The organism is Pedobacter ginsenosidimutans (assembly GCF_001442625.1).
Taxonomy (GTDB): domain Bacteria; phylum Bacteroidota; class Bacteroidia; order Sphingobacteriales; family Sphingobacteriaceae; genus Pedobacter; species Pedobacter ginsenosidimutans.
This window is the reverse complement of record NZ_LMZQ01000003.1, coordinates 512,320-529,012: the sequence shown is the minus strand read 5'-3', so window position 1 is coordinate 529,012 and position 16,693 is coordinate 512,320. Positions and strand designations below refer to the sequence as shown.

Genomic DNA, 16,693 nt, shown 5'->3' with positions numbered 1-16,693 from the left:
TAAATAAGCGTTCATTCTCTTCAATATCCTATTTTTTACAATTAATGTCTATTTTTGACTAAACATATTTGATAAAAATGTACAACATCTTAAAATCTGCGCACTCTGGATGGCGCTACATCGTATTAATTCTATTGGTTATTGCTGTAATCAATGCTTTGTCGGGCTGGTTTGGTAATAAAACTTACACGGAAGGTAACCGTAAGCTGAATGTATTTACGCTGATCAGTGCACACATTCAATTCCTGATGGGTTTGGTGCTTTTTTTCTTAAGTCCATTAACAAAATTGCCGATGAGCGATGCGATAGGCCGTTACTTTAAGGCTGAGCATACTTCAATGATGCTTATTGCGATTATTCTGATTACCATTGGTAATGCAAAATCGAAAAAGGTAACAGAAGCTGTAGCAAAACACCGTACCATTGCCGTATTCTTTGGATTGGCATTGATCCTGATCATTGTTGCCATTCTGCTGATGGTTAAAGCTGTGCCTGGAAGATCGTTTTTCGGGGTGTCTTAAGTGGTTAACCACACAGCACACTAAGTTTTTCGCAAAGAGGCGCAGAAGCGTTTATTCGGATATTAATCTTTGTGTACTTTGTGCTTTCACTCTGTGTACTTTGCGGTTAACGGATATTTATTTTCATAATTATTTCCATTTTTGGAAATTCTTTATATTTTTGTTGCTCATGATCAACAATATACATACATGGCTTTGGCAAAGTAATTCAAATGAATTGCGCTGGCTGCGTATGAACAAAATATAGTTTATCAACCTAAACCTTATTAAAGAACCATTAAAGCCCGGCGTAGAACCACACGCCGGGCTTTTTATTGTTAAAAAATACGAAATGCAAACCTTAAGCCCTATAGCTTACACCATTTACCTTTATCATGTATAAAATTAATACCACTTACAAAAAAATGCTTGCCGATACCACAACGCCAGTGAGCATTTATTTACGCTTACGTGATGTGTATCCTAACAGTATCCTGTTAGAAAGTTCTGATTACCACAGTAGAGAAAACTCGATGAGTTTTGTTTGTGCCGATCCGGTAGCGGGAATTATTTTAAAAGGATCGCGATTGGAGACTTATTTCCCTGATGGCGCTGTAGAGATTACCGAAAGTAAAAACCTGATCGAAGAAATTACCGATTTTAAAGATAAATTCAGAGAAACGGAATTACCGGAAATCAAATTTATTTCGAGCGGTCTGTTTGGCTATTTTACCTGGAATGCCGTACAACATTTTGAAGATATAAAGTTTAGCTCCGAAACCCCTGAGGGCGAAGAGATTCCGGAAATGCAGTACCATTTGTATCGCTATATCATTGCCATCGATCACTTCAAAAATGAAATTACCCTTTTCAAAAATACTTTCGAAGGAGAAGAGGAGGGTGGACTTGAAAAAATGGAATACCTGATCCAGAATAAAAATTACCCTGAATATAAGTTTCAACTTCGTGGTGAGGAAAGTTCGAACCTAACCGATCAGGGTTTTATGGATTTGGTGGAGAAACTACAAAAGCATATTTACCGTGGAGATGTTTTTCAGATTGTACCTTCAAGGGCATTTAAGCAGGCATTTTCTGGTGATGAATTTAATGTCTACCGCTGCCTGCGTTCCATAAACCCATCGCCTTACCTGTTTTATTTTGATTACGGGAATTTTAAATTGTTCGGTTCTTCACCCGAAGCGCAGATTACCATCAAAAACAATTCGGCCAACATTTTCCCAATCGCAGGGACTTTTAAACGTAGCGGAAACGACATCGAAGATGCTGAACAGGCCCGTAAATTAGAACAAGACCCGAAGGAAAGTGCAGAACATGTAATGCTGGTTGATTTGGCCAGAAACGATTTAAGCAGGCACTGTAACCGTGTTGAGGTAAAATCTTTTAAAGAGGTACAATACTATTCGCACCTGATCCACCTGGTAAGTAAAGTGAGCGGTCATTTGCAGGAAAACGTAAGTGCTTTTAAAGTAGTTGCCGATACCTATCCGGCAGGTACCTTAAGTGGTGCGCCAAAATATAAAGCTATGCAGTTGATTGACGAAAACGAAAAGCTGGGCAGGAATTTTTATGCCGGTGCAATCGGTTTTATGGGTTTCAATGAAGATTTTAACCATGCCATCATGATCAGGACCTTTATGAGCAAGAATAACGAACTGCATTACCGTGCAGGTGCAGGTATTGTGGCCGATTCTGTTCCCGAAACTGAGATGCAGGAAGTGAACAATAAAATTGCGGCTTTGCGTAAAGCGGTGCAAATGGCAGAGGGAATATAGTTGGACTGAGGAATTTTTAGCTTGGAGTGAAATCCGTTAACAGGAAATAAAATGGAAAATATAGATAAAAAAACCGTCTTAGTAATCGATAACTATGATAGTTTTACCTACAATCTCGTGCATTTAATTAACGAAGTTGGTTATGAAGCAGAAGTTTGGAGAAATGATAAATTCGATCTGGCTGATGTAGAAAAGTATGATAAAATATTACTTTCCCCAGGTCCGGGTATTCCGGAAGAGGCAGGTTTGTTATTGGATGTTATTAAAACCTATGCGCCAACGAAGAGTATTTTTGGGGTATGTTTAGGTCAGCAAGCCATAGCCGAAGTTTTTGGTGGCACTTTATTGAACCTGGGCAGACCAATGCACGGAATTGCTACACCGGTAACTGTTGTAGATGGCGATGAGCCTTTGTTCTGGGAATGCCCGCAAACTATAAATGTTGGCCGTTACCACAGTTGGGTTGTGAGTAAAGATAACTTCCCTTCGTGTTTAAAAATTACAGCAAGAGATCATAAGAATGAGATCATGGCGTTAAGACATGAAACGTTAGATGTTCGCGGGGTACAGTTTCACCCAGAAAGTGTATTAACGGAGTACGGAAAGCAGATGATGGAAAACTGGTTAACGTCGACCCCCTAGTGCTTATTCATCCGGTCGTCATCCTGAACTTGATTCAGGATCTTACTGGGATTAGTTAACTTTTAGATGCTGAAACAAGTTCAGCATGACGGATTAGTAAAAATGAACATATTAGATAAAATAGTATTACGTAAAAAAGAAGAAGTTGCGGCTGCCAAAGCTTTGGTTTCTGTACAGGATTTAGAAAATTCGGTGCATTTTAAAAGAACACCATATTCTTTTAAAGAATTTTTATTGGCCGAAGACCGCACAGGCATTATTGCCGAGTTTAAGCGCCGCTCACCATCCAAAGGTTTAATTAATGGTGTTGCTGATGTTGCTGATGTAACGCAGGCTTATAGTGCAGCGGGCGCATCCGCACTTTCGGTATTAACGGATGTAGATTTCTTTGGTGGTAAAACCGATGATATTCTGGCAGCAAGAGCGGCAAACCATATTCCGATCTTAAGAAAAGATTTTATGATCGATGAGTATCAGATCCTGGAAGCGAAAGCCTGGGGTGCTGATATTATTTTGTTGATTGCCTCAATATTAACCCCTCAGCAGATCAACGATTTCGGAAAGTTTGCAAAAGACCTAGGTTTAAATGTGTTGTTAGAAGTGCATAACCAGGAAGAGTTGGAGCGAAGCATCTGCCCCAATCTGGATGCTATTGGTGTAAACAATAGAAACCTGGGCGATTTTACGGTAGATATCCAGACTTCGTTCGATTTAGTAAATAAAATCCCAAATGAATTTTTGAAGATCTCAGAAAGTGCGATCAGTAATCCACAAACGATAAAAGATCTAAAAGACGCAGGCTTTAACGGGTTTTTAATTGGCGAGAATTTTATGAAGACTGACAATCCAGGTGTTGCGATAAAGGAATTTGTAGAGCAGATATAGTCTCTATAAACCTTATAGGTCTTTAAGACCTATAAGGTTTGAACAAAAGATTTACACGTTCGCAAATTTCGTATATTTGCCTCAATTACATGGGAAAACAAAAAACATATGATACTGCCGTAGTGCAGGAAAGGGCAATTTTAGTTGGAGTGGTTACACCTGGCGAAAAAGAAGCCCAAACAAAAGAATATTTAGATGAGCTGGCTTTTTTGGTCGATACAGCTGGAGGAAAGGTAGAGAAGGTTTTTACACAGAAGATGCTTAAACCAGAACGTGCTACATTTGTGGGTACGGGAAAACTGGAAGAGATAAAGGCGTATGTGAAATCGGAAGAAATTGATGTGGTGGTTTTCGACGATGAATTGTCGCCGTCGCAACTGCGTAATATCGATCGTGAACTTGGCGTTAAGGTTTTAGATCGAAGCAATCTGATCCTCGATATTTTTGCCAACAGGGCCCAAACTGCACAGGCAAAAACACAGGTAGAACTGGCACAATTGCAATATGTTTTGCCAAGGCTAACCGGTATGTGGACTCACTTAGAGCGCCAGAAAGGTGGTATCGGGATGCGTGGTCCGGGTGAAACGCAAATTGAAAGTGACAGGCGTATTATTTTAAATAAAATCTCTTTGCTAAAAGAGCGTTTAAGAAATATAGACCGTCAGAACGAAACGCAGCGTAAAAACCGCGGACAGTTAATTCGGGTAGCTTTGGTAGGCTATACCAATGTTGGTAAATCGACCATCATGAATATGCTGTCGAAATCGGAAGTATTTGCAGAAAATAAATTGTTTGCAACCTTAGATACGACAGTTCGTAAAGTGGTGATCGAAAATTTACCTTTTTTGCTTTCCGATACCGTTGGGTTTATCCGCAAACTGCCTCACCATTTGGTAGAATGTTTTAAATCGACCCTGGATGAAGTGCGTGAAGCAGATTTGTTGATCCATGTGGTTGATGTTTCGCATCCTAACTTCGAAGATCAGATTAATACGGTTAACGAAACGTTGAAGGATATTGGCGCGATTGATAAGGACATGATTTTAGTTTTTAATAAAATTGACGCTTATGTTTCGCCTGAAGTTGACGATGAAGAGGATGATGGGAAGCTGACTCTAGAAGACTTTAAGAAAAGCTGGATGAGCCACGATAAAGTACCTGTATTGTTTATATCGGCTACAGAAAAAGAAAACTTAGAAGAGTTTAAAACATTATTGTACGATAAGGTTAAAGCTGCGCACGTGGCAAGATACCCGTATGATAGTAATTTGTTATATTAGATTAAATTCCGTCATTGCGGTGCGAAAATAAACCTTATAGGTTTTAAAACCTATAAGGTTTCATCATAAAGGCGATAGATAAATACATTATGGAAAGTAAACGTCAGCAGAAATTTGCAGGAGTATTACAAGAGGAGTTAGCACAGGTTTTTCAGCGTGAAGGTGCTGCATTTTTGCCTAATACATTGGTAACCATTACCCGTGTTCGGGTTTCACCAGATTTGGCAGTGGCTAAAGTTTACCTGAGCTTTTTTAATACCAATAACACCACGCTTTCTATCAATACGGTAAACGCACATTCGGGCGAAATCAGGTATAAACTGGGAAGCAGAATCCGCCATCAGGTTAGGGTTGTGCCAGAGCTTACTTTCTTTGTAGATGATACCAACGAGTATGTAGAGCGTATGGACCATCTTTTCGATAAGATTGCAAAAGAGCCTAGGCAAAAAGACGAAGACAGCGAATAATCTTTGTGAGGAAGCTAAGGGAACCCGTTAATTTCTTCACTCATTTTATACCGGCATTAATTGCAATTCCGGCTGGTTATATATTGCTTCAAAAGTGCAATACACCCATAGAATATACTGCTGCCTGGATTTATAGCATTGGCACTTTTATCCTTTTTGGCGTAAGTGCCATGTACCATGGTTATCCGGCTACTGATTATGGTGTGCGTTTTTGGCAAAAATTCGATCATTGCTGCATTTACCTGATGATAGCAGGTTCTTATACACCAACTGCTTTACTGGTTTTTGATGGTTGGTTACGCTGGAGTTTGTTTGCCGTCGTATGGATTATCGCTATTGTAGGTTGCCTGCTTAAAATTTTTAACCGATTAAAAAGTACAGCTATTTCACTGTCTATTTATATTTTAATGGGCTGCTTAATTGTGCCTTTGCTGCAGAAAATGCTAGGTACATTACCTTTTGGTGCAATTTTCTGGTTACTGTTTGGTGGCGTTTTTTACATTGCCGGAACCTATTATTATGCAAAGGATAAACAAATGTTCAGGTGGATGCACAGTCATGAACTTTGGCACCTGTTCGTAATCGGAGGAGCCTTATCTCACTATATTTATAACTTCATTTATATTTTTAAATAGATTATAGATGCAAACTTTTGAGCAGATTATTCAAACGAATGCGTCATTGATTCATAAGGTGGTTGATTTTGATGTAAAACACGATCAACTTATATCTTTAGACTTTACCGCAGCAAATACTGAGTTAACGGATGAAATTCTGGATAATACTGATTTGTTTTCTGCATGGGTAAATGGAAAATTGACCCATAATAATGCGCGTTATGGAATTGGTGGCTATGGTGAACATCGTACCATATATTCGCGAAGTGCGCATTTTGATGCCGGAGAAGAAGCCCGCAGGTTACATTTAGGTGTAGATATCTGGGGGGCGGTAGGAACACCAATCTACAATTTTTATGATGCCACTGTGCAAAGCTTTGCCAATAACAACAACTTTGGTGATTACGGTGCAACCATTATCCTCGCTTATGAAATAGATGGACTTAAATTTAATGCTTTATATGGGCATTTAAGTCTGGCTTCGTTAAATGATCTTAAGGAAGGTAAATTCATCCCTGCTGGGGCTAAAATCGCAGTATTAGGAGCAAAGGAAGAGAATGGTTACTGGCCGCCACACCTTCATCTCCAATTGATCGAAAATATGGAAGGATTAAAAGGCGATTATCCTGGGGTTTGCCGGTTTAGTGAACGAGAAAAATATCTGGCAAACTGCCCCGACCCAAATTTGATTTTAAAGGCTACGTTTTCTTAGCTCTAACCACTGAGGGCACAGAGTTTACACAGAGGTTTTTATTTGGTTAGCCACGGAAACACGGAATAGTTTCTGTGTTATGACAAAAAAACTCTTTCTCCTCTGTGAGAAACTCCATGATCTCTGTGGTAAAATATTAATGTATACGGAGAAAAACTTTGTGTTCTCTGCGGTTAAACCTGAATAAACCGTAAATTAGTATAATGAAAAACCTGCTCACCCTTTCTTTACTTTTCTGCTGTTCATTGGCCATGGCCCAGGTTCAGTTTAAATCCGGTAAAAGCGGTTTTGTAAATTTCCTGAGAGAGAATACCATTTATCCGCAGTTCTCTAAAGATAATTGTATTCAGGGTACGGTAAATGTGAGCTTTAAGCTTGATGCACAAGGGAAGGTTTATTTTTCGAAAGTAAGTAAAGGAATATTATCTGATCTCGATGAAGAAGCCCTGCGCCTGGTGCGTTTAAGCAGCGGTAAATGGCAAATTCCGGCAGGATACGATACAACGGTTTCGATTGTTGCTCCGGTTAATTTCGTACTTTCAGGCTATAATTGTGAAGGGAAATCAAGCGAAGCCATTCAAGAAGCAATCCGTACTTATCTGGCTGAAGAAGGTTTAACCAACTCTGTAATTAATTTCTATAAAAACATCGACCAGGCAAAACCTGGACAAGAGGTTCAGATTATTGCCATTAAAAATCAGTTGGGCATTGATGATGAATATTTGGATGACCGGATAAAAATGGCCCTAAAAAAAATAAAACAGGGCGATAAACAAGGTGCTTGTGAGGATTTTTTATTTGTTAAATATATGGGGAGTAAAATGGCTGATGATTATTTAGCAAAGTATTGTAAGTAAATGAAGAACACCACCAGATTTTTTGCCTTATTGGATATCATTAGCATTGCATTATTGGCTAAACAGTTTTGGCAGATTTTAACACACCTGAACGAAATCCCCGATCAGATACTTTCGCAGGCCAAGGTTGTTTTATTGTTGCCCTTATTCGTGTCGCTTTTTGTATCAGCGGCGGGTTTAATCTTATTTAAGAAATTCGGTTTTATTACCTACTACATTCAGTTCCCTTTTCGTTTGGTGGTTTGGATATTTTCTATTGGCTTTATTACCTATTTACCAGAAGTATTAAACCTTGGCGAACGGTGGTTTGATATTTTATTCCGCATCTGTTTTATCGCCGAATTTTTCAGATTATATTTTACCATTAAAATTCACCGCTCATCTTTCTGATTCACTAGGTAAAACCACCGTTATGGCAGCAGGCAGAATTTTTGCTTCAACGGTATTCACCCTGCCAATGTATTCTCCATCAACCTGAAAGTGTGCTTTATGTTTCGAAGAAATCTTTACTTCGGCAGTTTGGAACACTTCTATCTTTTTAGGGTTGAAAGGCAGTTTGGTGATCCATATTTTTAAGATCTCGAGATAAGAGTAATCTTTTACCAAAACCACTTCGAACAGATCGTCATCTAATTTTCCATCTGGATTTATCTTTAGCCCAGAACCGTACATGGTTGCGTTCGCAATAGCCACCATTGCCGCTTTAGAAGTGATTGTTTCATCTTTAAGTTTCAACTGTACGTCCATTCTGCTGTGGTTCCATAAGGCATGCCAGGTAGCCTTTGCATAACCCCACATCCCCCGCTGGGGCAGGGTATCAAATTTCTTTACCAGATAGGCATTAAAACCCAGATCGGATAAATGGATGCAGATTTCATCATTAAGTTTGACTACATGGATCTTCTGGAGCTTACCTTTATCCAGTATAGCTAAAGCCAGTTCAATATCAGTCGGGATGCCCAATTCTTTCGCCATCCCATTTGCAGAACCCGCAGGGATTATGCCAATCGGGGTTTCGGTATGCAATAGACATTCGGCAACCAGTTTTAATGTACCATCGCCACCAACCGCCACCACACGATCTGCCTTCGCAGCTTTAATCCTTTCTTTTATCTTCTCCAAAGAGCAGTCTTCCGGTAATTCGAATAGATCGATCTCCGTTTTTTTTGTATTGAAATGGGTAGAAATTACTTCCTTTAGGTTAATGTCATGGCTACCTGAGCCTGGGTTGATGATGAATAATAATTTCATGTGTTACCTTATGGTTTACATCACAAACAACTTTTAATAAACTCTGTTTTAATACAGATGAATAAATCTGTTAGTGTTAAAGTATATCATGGCTATGGCCACGCGCACAATTTGGTTGTTTATGGCCATGTTTTTAAACGCAAGGCAAAAACACGGCAGGTTTACAGCAATAATTTGTTTGTTAATATTGCACATCTTCTAAAGCTCTTCATCCTAAAACCTTTTGCTTTTGTTGAGGTGCGTTTACAGTTTTTTGATCAAACAATTTATAATAAAACCGAAGGAGACGGCTTTTTTAAGTTCGAATGGAAAGCCGAACATGATGTGCCTGCAGGCTGGCACTTTGTTAAAGTAGAAGCTGTTGATAAGAACGGGAAAGTTTTAAGTGCGGGTGAGGGTAAGGTATATGTGCCGCACATTACGCAATATGCTTTTATTTCGGATGTGGATGATACCGTGATGATTTCTCATTCGGCAACTATTGGGCGGCGGTTGAGAGAGCTGTTTATCAAGAATCCGCGTACGCGTAAAACCTTTCCTGATGCAGCCAGTCATTATCAGCAATTGGCCATGTCACATACTGAATCAGATCAGCCCAATCCTTTTTTTTATGTAAGCAGCAGCGAATGGAACCTTTATGATTATTTGGTCGAGACTTTTAGGTTTAACAAGTTGCCTGATGGTGCTTTTCTTTTAAATACATTAAAACGGTGGAAAGATTTAGTCAGAACAGGTAAAACAGGGCATGAAGGTAAATTATTAAGGTTAATGCGGATTTTGGATGCCTTTCCCAATCAGAAGTTTGTGTTTTTTGGTGATAACTCGCAGCAGGACCCGAAAATTTATGCTACAATAGTAGAGAAGTATCCAAAAAATATAGAAGCGGTATATATTCGCAATATTCGTCCAGATAAAGAAGTAGAAACAAAGCTGTTGCTTAAAAAAATAGAAGATAAAAATGTAAGGACTTGTTTATTTAGTGAAAGTAAGGAAGCGATTGAACATTCTAAATCAACAGGATTGATCCAGTAGCTTTTGGAGCGCAAAGGGTGTGCTCATCGGTCTCGGTAGTCCCGCTTTTTCTTCCTGCCCCGATGAAGTATCGTGGGCATCGATTCAATCGGGGCTAAGTACAAAGTTTTTTGCCATGAGAACTGACTGCTGTTCAATAAACCCGACAGTAGCGACAGCCCCGTCCCGATTTTTCATCGGGATCATGAGGGCTACAGCGAATGACGGGACTTTCGGATCCGATAAATACAGAACCCTGCTTTTCAAAAAAAATGTCTACAGATTTCTCCTCCAAAGGAGCTCCTTTGGAGCACTGCGGTCGAAATGACAGAACTATATAGATTTATCCAAATCAAGAAATCGATTTCCCGAACGGTGTAAAGGCTAAATTCATCAACTTAAAATGCTGGCGCCCAAATGGGATACCTACAATGGTAATGCAAAGCAGGATACCAAAAAACAAATGGGTTAAAGCAATCCAGAAACCGCCACATAAAATCCAGATCAGGTTCATGATGGTAGAAAGGCAGCCAGTGTTTGACGAAGTGTCGGTTATTTTAGCGCCAAAAGGAGCGAGGCCCACAATGGCAAATTTAAAACATTGGATACCAAAAGGAATCCCCACAATGGTTAGACAAAGGATTAGGCCTCCAATAATATATTCGAAGAAAATAAAGATACCGCCAAAAATAATCCAGATAATATTGCCTAAAAAGTTCATTATGTTTTTTAGTTTAAGATTTAATAATGGGTATTTTGTTACAGTTCGCTAATGCATTGTGCTTATATTCTTCGTAATTTAGAATCACACACAAAAGAAACACAATATGAAAAAACTAATCCTTGCGGCGGCACTTGTCGCCTGCTTTGGGTTGTCGCATGCCAAAGCCCAAAATGTAAATGGCGTGAAATTGACCGATATCCATGTGGATTATATTCAGATCCGTGCAGTAAAAAGTTTTTTGGCCGATAAACAATGGATTGCGCTGGAGCATGGCCAAAAGATAGGCGATTATAGCGAACTGTACATCAGAGATGATAATGATAAAAAAATCGAATTTAATTCAGCAATTGATGCCTTGAACAAAATGAAAGCCTATGGCTACGAGTTGTTTAGTGTTTATACAGAGCAGGTAGACCAATCATCAAACCGGCCAGTATATGTGTTAAAAAGGAAGTAAATTATAAAGAAGTCAAGTTTCATAGCAAGCTGCTTATTAAACTTGACTTCTTTGTAATATCTATATAAAATCGAGTGTATTAAACTTTTTATTCAGGATATCAGCATTATTTACATCCAGCCATTTATCTAAAATGGTACCATAAACCTGTCTGAAATCCAGTTGATATTTTAAATCGCCGGTATCCAGATCACTTAAATTAGGTGCAGGATTAAAAATTCCTTGTTTCTTTAATTTTCCACCAAAAACAAACATATTATTTGCCGTTCCGTGGTCGGTGCCGTTACTGGCGTTTTGTTCTACCCTGCGGCCAAATTCAGAGAAGGTAATCACCAATGTATCCTCAAGCTTATTGTTCGATTTTAGATCTTTCAAAAAAGCAGCCATACCCTCGCTATATTGTTTAAGCAGATTACCTTGTTGACCAATTTGATTTACGTGGGTATCAAAACCACTTAACGATACATAATAAACCCTTGTTTTTAATCCCGAAGAAATAAATTTAGAAACCGTTTTCAATTGGTTTGCAAAACCCGAAGTAGGGTAAGTAGATTTCGACTGATAAATTTTGGAAGTATTCTGGATATAACTGGCAGAGGATGAAGTTTCGATCATCGTTTTATATAAATAACCTAAATTATCTTCGTCTAAATGTTCCTTATCATTCTGCAACATGGCCTTAAAAAAGGGATCATTTGTATTGCGGAACAGAGCCACAGGATCTTTTAATGCAATTCCTTTTTTGGTTTGCCCTTTCATAGCCAGAGAAAGTGAGTCGTCTACTTCTATTGCTGTGTAGGGGAATTTGCAGGTTTGGCAATTGCTATCTAAATAACGGCCAATCCATCCGGTTGATAAGAATTGATTGCTATCGCTACCCGTTTGCCAGATATCCATCGAACGGAAATGCGAGCGGTCGGGGTTAGGGTAGCCCACGTCGTTAATGATAGTCATCCAGCCTTGATCATAAATTTCTTGTAAGGCGGCCATGTTCGGGTTTAGCCCTTGCATGTCGTTCAGTTTAATTACCTCTTCAGGCTTAATGGCTATACTTTTTCTTTTTTGGTAATAAATATCGTTTCCGAAGGGAATAACGGTGTTTAAACCGTCATTTCCACCAGAAAGCTGTACCACAACTAAGTTTTTGTATAGGCTCAGCTCATCAAGCGCCATGGCCTCAAGGGGTTTCATAAAAGCCGGAACAAATAGTGAACCTGCTGCAACAAATCCTGTATTTCTTAAAAAATTTCTTCTGTTCATCTTGTTAGTCTTTGATGGTCAATGTTTTTATGGTCGATGGTTTATGGCTTGGGTGCTTAGCTAATCGGCTATTGACCATCAACTATTAACTGTTCTCTAGCACAACTGATACTCGGGCATGCTGGTAATTTCGACTGCAGTACTTCGCAATCCTTTATTATCACTTACCATTGTTGTTATTTTAGCATTTAATTTCGGCTGTAATAAAAACTCGGTAAGTTCCAAAGGTGTTAATCCTTTTGGTAAAGTATCTAAAAATTTAGGCCAGTCTGCATTTGCATTTACGTACGATTTTGGTTTCATGTTGGCATTTGCATTGGTGGTAGCTGTTCTGCTTAACGCAATTACGGCCTCATCTTCTGGGTCGGCTTTGCCACTGAAATCGATTTCACCATCATTTAAAACAAGCGAAGGAATCCGCATCCTTAACATTAACGATGAACTATCAATCCAACTTTGTCCGCCGGGCCAACCTGCAACATTAGGTGGGTTAAATAAATATTGCCCTAAACTGCTTTGTAGCTGAATTAAAACCTGTGGTTTGTTATAGGTTACATAAAACTCGCGACTTAAGCCTACCAAAAATTCAGCGGGCGATTTAATTTTTGTGCCTACATTTTCAGGGCTATAGAACCAATCAGATGTAAACATTTTTTTCATCATCGAGGCAATGTCGTATTTCGAGTTGTAAAAATGTGTGGCAAGTTCTTTAATATGATCCTCGCTCGGGTTATCGTTTACGAAGAATTTATATACTTTCCTGGCGATAAATTGTGAAGTTTCTGGTTTTTCTAGAATAATATCTATGATGTTTTCTCCTTCAAAATTCCCGATTTTACCAAAAAAAGTTTTTGTTCCAGGATCGTGTAGGTTTTGTCTGAAAATGAACGAGCCATCTTTGTCGTACATCCAGCCGGTAAATGAGCGGGCAGATTCTTTAATGTCCTGCTCAGTATAATTTCCTCTTCCCAAGGTGAAAAGTTCCATGAGTTCGCGGGCGAAGTTCTCATTTGGTTTGCCTTTTCTGTTCTGCTGGTTATTCAGGTATTGCAGCATTGCAGGCGACTTGGAAACTTCAACCAATAAGGTTTTAAAGCTGCCAAGGGCATTTGTTCTTTGGATGTTATTTAACTGTTGCGCAAAAAACGGGTTGTTGCTGCGGCAGGCAAAATGGCCATGCCAAAAAAGCGTCATCTTTTCCCTCAACGGCGCATCTGTGTTAATCATCCTGGTAATGAAGGCAATATTCAGATCGCGGCTTACTTCGTTTTGCTCGCGTATAATCTGCTGACGCATTTTTTTTTCATCATCATTCAGATCTTTTTTAGCATATAAACCTGCCTGTACCAAAAGCTGTCGTTTTGATTCAAAGTCATTCACTAAATTGATTGGATCGTCTTTTTGGGAATCTTTAAGCAAGTTATCTACCACTTTATCGAGATTTTTTTTGCTTAATTTTTGTAAGTCGGTATAAGAAACCCCGAAACCTGCCCGGTTGTAAAGATGTTTTACTTTTAAGAAATTATCTTTTGCGCTCATAATGGACTGTTTTACAGTATGACTTATTTAAAACGCCAGGGTTTAATCTTTGTTTTCTTTCTTATTTTTGTTGATGTTTTTTCAGTTACCAGATGATGACCCAGGCTTTCCAGATCCGGCTTTGGCAGAAGAGGATGGCTTATTGGCCATTGGGGGCGATTTAAGTACAGAGCGGTTGTTAATCGCCTATTCGAATGGAATTTTTCCATGGTTTAGTGAAGGCGAACCCATCCTCTGGTATTCACCACACAAACGCTGTGTGATTTATCCCGATAAAATTAAGATCAGTAAAAGCATGCAGAAAATTTTAAATCAGGAAGTTTTCAAAATCACCTTTAATCAGGCTTTTGCTGAAGTGATCCGCAATTGCGCAACTACCGAAAGGAAAGGGCAGGTCGGCACCTGGATTACCAACGAAATGCAAGATGCTTACATTAACCTTCATCAGCAGGGCTATGCCCACAGTGTAGATGTTTGGTTGGCTGATCGGCTAGTGGGTGGCTTATATGGTCTAAAAGTAAACCATGTTTTTTGTGGCGAAAGTATGTTTAGCCATGTAAGCAATGCTTCAAAAGCTGCATTGATTTTTTTAAGTAAAATGAATATTGATTTAATTGACTGTCAGCTGCCAAACGATCATTTAATGAGCTTAGGCGCTGAAATGATCGATCGGGAATTGTATATGGAACTGCTTCAGGCCCCTTAATACTAGCGTTCATTATCAATTAAACCCTGCTCGCGCATTGCATTTTCTATCCGTTTATCTGGAATAAACCAGATGCAGGCTACAATGAAATAGAGTGCAACGCCAATCCATGGGTTTATAAAACTTAGTGCAATGCCTCCGATATAAAAAAGTAATGAGAATTTCCCTTTTGCATCATTCCCAATGGCATGTACCACAAGCGAATGCTGACCTTCTGTTCTTTTGATTACGATTACCAGCAGGGTATAAGAAACAGCAGCAAGCAGGAGCACGGCACCGTAAACTACAACCGGCCATAAGGCAAAATGATGTTCACCCATCCATCCGGCTGCTACCGGGAATAACGAGAGCCAGAATAAAAAATTAAGATTTGCCCAAAGCATTGATCCGTTTACTTTTTTAACCGCATGCAGTAAATGGTGGTGATTGTTCCAGTAAATACCTACGTAGATAAAACTTAAAACATAGCTGATGAATTTTGGAATAAGCGGTTTTAAGCTTGCTAAAGTTTCGCCGTGCTCCGGGACTTTAATTTCTAAAACCATAATGGTAATGATAATTGCAATTACCCCATCACTAAATGCTTCTAATCTGCCTTTGTTCATAAAAAAAAATCGACGCTAAATTTGGTACAATTATCAGTCAAATTATCTTATAAAACAAAACCCGCAAGCTTTTGTCCTGCGGGTTCCTTATTGTTGTTTTGTTGAAATTATAATTCTCTTACCCAGATATTCCTGTAACTGATCGCAGGACTTGGATCGCCGTGATCTTGTAATTTGATTGAAGAAGGACCATGTTTTTTATATTCTGGTGCACCGATATACCTGGTTTCCCCTTTTAATACAAATCCGTTCTGTAAAAGTACCCCATTTAAAAATACGGTAACACTTGCTGGTTTTTGTACTGTTCCATCTTCATTAAAACGTGGTGCGTTCCAAATGATATCGTAGTATTGCCATTCGCCTGGTTTCTTGTTAGCATTTGCCAATGGAACAGCTTGTTTGTAAACACTGCCCGTTTGTCCGTTAACATAGGTTTTGTTGTTATAAGCATCCATAATCTGGATTTCGTAACCATCATCACCGCCACCTGTTGATGCTAAAAACACGCCACTGTTCCCACGTGCCTGACCTTCACCAGTTATGTTTTCTGGAATTTTCCATTCCATGTGTAATTGATAATCGGTAAACTTTTTATTGGTTTCGATATTCCCAGTGCCTTTTTTTACCGTGAAAAAACCATCGTCGATTGTCCAGGCAGCTGGTTTAGATGGATCTTTAACAGAATGCCATGCATCTAAGTTTCTGCCGTTGAAAAGAATTGTAGCATCAGATGGTGCATCCTGGGGCAATTTGCCTGGCGTAACAATTTTAGGAATGGGTTCCCAAACCTCGGTTGTTTTTGGGTCTTTGGCAGGATCTGGTTTTTTATCTTGTGCCATAGCTTGCCCTGCGAAAAAAACAGGAATAAATAATAGTGTATACTTGTTCATAATTGTGGTTTAACTTTTTAAAGTTAACCAGTTTATTAAGAAATGGAAATTTCGTATTTAAAATTTTACCCCAAATCGTCAACAACATAGGTTTCACTTATAATCACTTCATCAGGCGCCAGGTCTTCTTTTCGTTGCTCGGCCAAATCGCGCATTGGGCAATAACCCGTGATGCCGCGATACAGTAATCCAGCACCAATTGCTGCACCAGTTAAACCAATTACCGGATGCGAAAAAATGCTGGTGATACCTTTAAAGAGTAAATATGTTCCTGCTGCGCCAGATAACCAACGCTCAGATTTTGAAACGTTTTCGAACAATTCTGGGTACTTCCAGGCTTCTTTAACGTTGTTTACAGCGGTATTAAAATCTTGATTTGTCATGATGGTTAAATTTATGTTCTATAGTATAACAAGTTAAGTGGGAATGAGTTTTGAAAAGAATTTTAAATGTGTGGCCCATAAGAGTTATCGTCATTTCGAGCGGACCCGATAGCT

At 39.1% G+C, this 16,693-nt stretch carries 20 protein-coding genes; 13 read left to right on the top strand and 7 right to left on the bottom strand.

Features of this window, described 5'->3' with window-relative positions; translation table 11 throughout:
* Nucleotides 1-77: 77 nt before the first annotated feature.
* From ASU31_RS06400 to ASU31_RS06355, 10 genes are all read left to right on the top strand, one after another.
* Complete coding sequence (locus tag ASU31_RS06400) at nt 78-521, top strand: hypothetical protein (RefSeq protein ID WP_057931526.1); 444 nt, start codon at nt 78-80, stop codon at nt 519-521.
* A 374-nt stretch (nt 522-895) separates the two neighbouring features.
* The gene (locus ASU31_RS06395) at nt 896-2,293 is read left to right on the top strand and encodes an anthranilate synthase component I family protein (protein WP_209434961.1); all 1,398 of its coding nucleotides are present in this window, start codon (nt 896-898) and stop codon (nt 2,291-2,293) included.
* 51 nt (nt 2,294-2,344) lie between these two features.
* Complete coding sequence (locus tag ASU31_RS06390; protein WP_057931524.1) at nt 2,345-2,935, top strand: anthranilate synthase component II; 591 nt, start codon at nt 2,345-2,347, stop codon at nt 2,933-2,935.
* 102 nt (nt 2,936-3,037) lie between these two features.
* The gene (gene trpC / locus ASU31_RS06385) at nt 3,038-3,820 is read left to right on the top strand and encodes an indole-3-glycerol phosphate synthase TrpC (protein ID WP_057931675.1); all 783 of its coding nucleotides are present in this window, start codon (nt 3,038-3,040) and stop codon (nt 3,818-3,820) included.
* A gap of 89 nt (nt 3,821-3,909) precedes the next feature.
* Complete coding sequence (gene hflX, locus ASU31_RS06380; protein ID WP_057931523.1) at nt 3,910-5,100, top strand: GTPase HflX; 1,191 nt, start codon at nt 3,910-3,912, stop codon at nt 5,098-5,100.
* 89 nt (nt 5,101-5,189) lie between these two features.
* Nucleotides 5,190-5,567 carry a 30S ribosome-binding factor RbfA gene (gene rbfA, locus ASU31_RS06375; RefSeq protein WP_029274533.1) on the top strand — a complete coding sequence of 126 codons (378 nt, stop codon included), beginning with the start codon at nt 5,190-5,192 and terminating at the stop codon, nt 5,565-5,567.
* 5 nt (nt 5,568-5,572) lie between these two features.
* Nucleotides 5,573-6,202 carry a PAQR family membrane homeostasis protein TrhA gene (gene trhA, locus ASU31_RS06370; protein WP_167346163.1) on the top strand — a complete coding sequence of 210 codons (630 nt, stop codon included), beginning with the start codon at nt 5,573-5,575 and terminating at the stop codon, nt 6,200-6,202.
* A 7-nt stretch (nt 6,203-6,209) separates the two neighbouring features.
* Entirely contained in the window at nt 6,210-6,896 is a 687-nt protein-coding gene (locus ASU31_RS06365; RefSeq protein WP_057931521.1) for a peptidoglycan DD-metalloendopeptidase family protein, read from the top strand.
* Nucleotides 6,897-7,099: 203 nt separating this feature from the next.
* Nucleotides 7,100-7,753, top strand: coding sequence for a TonB family protein (locus ASU31_RS06360; protein ID WP_057931520.1), 654 nt, complete (start codon nt 7,100-7,102; stop codon nt 7,751-7,753).
* Nucleotides 7,754-8,143: a hypothetical protein gene (locus tag ASU31_RS06355; RefSeq protein WP_057931519.1), complete on the top strand. Its 390-nt coding sequence runs from the start codon at nt 7,754-7,756 to the stop codon at nt 8,141-8,143.
* On the opposite strand, the gene ASU31_RS06350 is transcribed toward ASU31_RS06355, so the two are convergent.
* Nucleotides 8,132-9,004: a diacylglycerol/lipid kinase family protein gene (locus ASU31_RS06350; protein ID WP_057931518.1), complete on the bottom strand. Its 873-nt coding sequence runs from the start codon at nt 9,002-9,004 to the stop codon at nt 8,132-8,134. The genes ASU31_RS06355 and ASU31_RS06350 overlap by 12 nt on opposite strands.
* Before the next feature lie 57 nt (nt 9,005-9,061).
* Between ASU31_RS06350 and ASU31_RS06345 the strand changes: the two genes are divergently transcribed.
* Nucleotides 9,062-10,036 (top strand): App1 family protein phosphatidate phosphatase, encoded by a 975-nt coding sequence (locus ASU31_RS06345; RefSeq protein WP_057931517.1) that lies wholly within the window; start codon nt 9,062-9,064, stop codon nt 10,034-10,036.
* Between the two features lie 331 nt (nt 10,037-10,367).
* Here ASU31_RS06345 and ASU31_RS06340 read toward each other — a convergent pair whose 3' ends face one another.
* Complete coding sequence (locus tag ASU31_RS06340) at nt 10,368-10,736, bottom strand: YccF domain-containing protein (RefSeq protein WP_057931516.1); 369 nt, start codon at nt 10,734-10,736, stop codon at nt 10,368-10,370.
* A gap of 106 nt (nt 10,737-10,842) precedes the next feature.
* On the opposite strand from ASU31_RS06340, the gene ASU31_RS06335 reads away from it, so the two are divergent.
* Nucleotides 10,843-11,196, top strand: coding sequence for a hypothetical protein (locus tag ASU31_RS06335; RefSeq protein ID WP_057931515.1), 354 nt, complete (start codon nt 10,843-10,845; stop codon nt 11,194-11,196).
* Between the two features lie 60 nt (nt 11,197-11,256).
* Here the strand turns inward: ASU31_RS06335 and ASU31_RS06330 are convergent, their stop codons facing one another.
* Together ASU31_RS06330 and ASU31_RS06325 are read right to left on the bottom strand one after the other, a co-directional pair.
* On the bottom strand, nt 11,257-12,456 hold the full coding sequence (locus ASU31_RS06330) for a DUF1501 domain-containing protein (protein WP_057931514.1): 1,200 nt from the start codon (nt 12,454-12,456) through the stop codon (nt 11,257-11,259).
* A gap of 96 nt (nt 12,457-12,552) precedes the next feature.
* Nucleotides 12,553-13,995: a DUF1800 domain-containing protein gene (locus tag ASU31_RS06325; RefSeq protein ID WP_057931513.1), complete on the bottom strand. Its 1,443-nt coding sequence runs from the start codon at nt 13,993-13,995 to the stop codon at nt 12,553-12,555.
* 73 nt (nt 13,996-14,068) lie between these two features.
* Between ASU31_RS06325 and aat the strand changes: the two genes are divergently transcribed.
* Nucleotides 14,069-14,701: a leucyl/phenylalanyl-tRNA--protein transferase gene (gene aat / locus ASU31_RS06320; protein ID WP_057931512.1), complete on the top strand. Its 633-nt coding sequence runs from the start codon at nt 14,069-14,071 to the stop codon at nt 14,699-14,701.
* A gap of 2 nt (nt 14,702-14,703) precedes the next feature.
* On the opposite strand, the gene ASU31_RS06315 is transcribed toward aat, so the two are convergent.
* The 3 genes from ASU31_RS06315 to ASU31_RS06305 all read right to left on the bottom strand — a co-directional run bounded on the left by ASU31_RS06315 (nt 14,704) and on the right by ASU31_RS06305 (nt 16,579).
* Nucleotides 14,704-15,306: a TMEM175 family protein gene (locus ASU31_RS06315; RefSeq protein WP_057931511.1), complete on the bottom strand. Its 603-nt coding sequence runs from the start codon at nt 15,304-15,306 to the stop codon at nt 14,704-14,706.
* 107 nt (nt 15,307-15,413) lie between these two features.
* A complete protein-coding gene (locus ASU31_RS06310; protein ID WP_057931510.1) occupies nt 15,414-16,196 on the bottom strand; it encodes a 3-keto-disaccharide hydrolase in 783 nt (260 codons plus the stop codon).
* Between the two features lie 65 nt (nt 16,197-16,261).
* Complete coding sequence (locus ASU31_RS06305; protein WP_057931509.1) at nt 16,262-16,579, bottom strand: YgaP family membrane protein; 318 nt, start codon at nt 16,577-16,579, stop codon at nt 16,262-16,264.
* Between the last annotated feature and the right edge of the window lie 114 nt (nt 16,580-16,693).

What these genes read in the sequence shown, in the direction of transcription:
- ASU31_RS06400 (WP_057931526.1), top strand. Translation starts at nt 78, where the DNA reads ATGTACAACATCTTAAAATCTGCGCACTCTGGATGGCGCTACATCGTA.
- ASU31_RS06395 (WP_209434961.1), top strand. Translation starts at nt 896, where the DNA reads ATGTATAAAATTAATACCACTTACAAAAAAATGCTTGCCGATACCACA.
- ASU31_RS06390 (WP_057931524.1), top strand. Translation starts at nt 2,345, where the DNA reads ATGGAAAATATAGATAAAAAAACCGTCTTAGTAATCGATAACTATGAT.
- trpC (WP_057931675.1), top strand. Translation starts at nt 3,038, where the DNA reads ATGAACATATTAGATAAAATAGTATTACGTAAAAAAGAAGAAGTTGCG.
- hflX (WP_057931523.1), top strand. Translation starts at nt 3,910, where the DNA reads ATGGGAAAACAAAAAACATATGATACTGCCGTAGTGCAGGAAAGGGCA.
- rbfA (WP_029274533.1), top strand. Translation starts at nt 5,190, where the DNA reads ATGGAAAGTAAACGTCAGCAGAAATTTGCAGGAGTATTACAAGAGGAG.
- ASU31_RS06365 (WP_057931521.1), top strand. Translation starts at nt 6,210, where the DNA reads ATGCAAACTTTTGAGCAGATTATTCAAACGAATGCGTCATTGATTCAT.
- ASU31_RS06360 (WP_057931520.1), top strand. Translation starts at nt 7,100, where the DNA reads ATGAAAAACCTGCTCACCCTTTCTTTACTTTTCTGCTGTTCATTGGCC.
- ASU31_RS06355 (WP_057931519.1), top strand. Translation starts at nt 7,754, where the DNA reads ATGAAGAACACCACCAGATTTTTTGCCTTATTGGATATCATTAGCATT.
- ASU31_RS06350 (WP_057931518.1), bottom strand. Translation starts at nt 9,004, where the DNA reads ATGAAATTATTATTCATCATCAACCCAGGCTCAGGTAGCCATGACATT.
- ASU31_RS06345 (WP_057931517.1), top strand. Translation starts at nt 9,062, where the DNA reads ATGAATAAATCTGTTAGTGTTAAAGTATATCATGGCTATGGCCACGCG.
- ASU31_RS06340 (WP_057931516.1), bottom strand. Translation starts at nt 10,736, where the DNA reads ATGAACTTTTTAGGCAATATTATCTGGATTATTTTTGGCGGTATCTTT.
- ASU31_RS06335 (WP_057931515.1), top strand. Translation starts at nt 10,843, where the DNA reads ATGAAAAAACTAATCCTTGCGGCGGCACTTGTCGCCTGCTTTGGGTTG.
- ASU31_RS06330 (WP_057931514.1), bottom strand. Translation starts at nt 12,456, where the DNA reads ATGAACAGAAGAAATTTTTTAAGAAATACAGGATTTGTTGCAGCAGGT.
- ASU31_RS06325 (WP_057931513.1), bottom strand. Translation starts at nt 13,995, where the DNA reads ATGAGCGCAAAAGATAATTTCTTAAAAGTAAAACATCTTTACAACCGG.
- aat (WP_057931512.1), top strand. Translation starts at nt 14,069, where the DNA reads ATGTTTTTTCAGTTACCAGATGATGACCCAGGCTTTCCAGATCCGGCT.
- ASU31_RS06315 (WP_057931511.1), bottom strand. Translation starts at nt 15,306, where the DNA reads ATGAACAAAGGCAGATTAGAAGCATTTAGTGATGGGGTAATTGCAATT.
- ASU31_RS06310 (WP_057931510.1), bottom strand. Translation starts at nt 16,196, where the DNA reads ATGAACAAGTATACACTATTATTTATTCCTGTTTTTTTCGCAGGGCAA.
- ASU31_RS06305 (WP_057931509.1), bottom strand. Translation starts at nt 16,579, where the DNA reads ATGACAAATCAAGATTTTAATACCGCTGTAAACAACGTTAAAGAAGCC.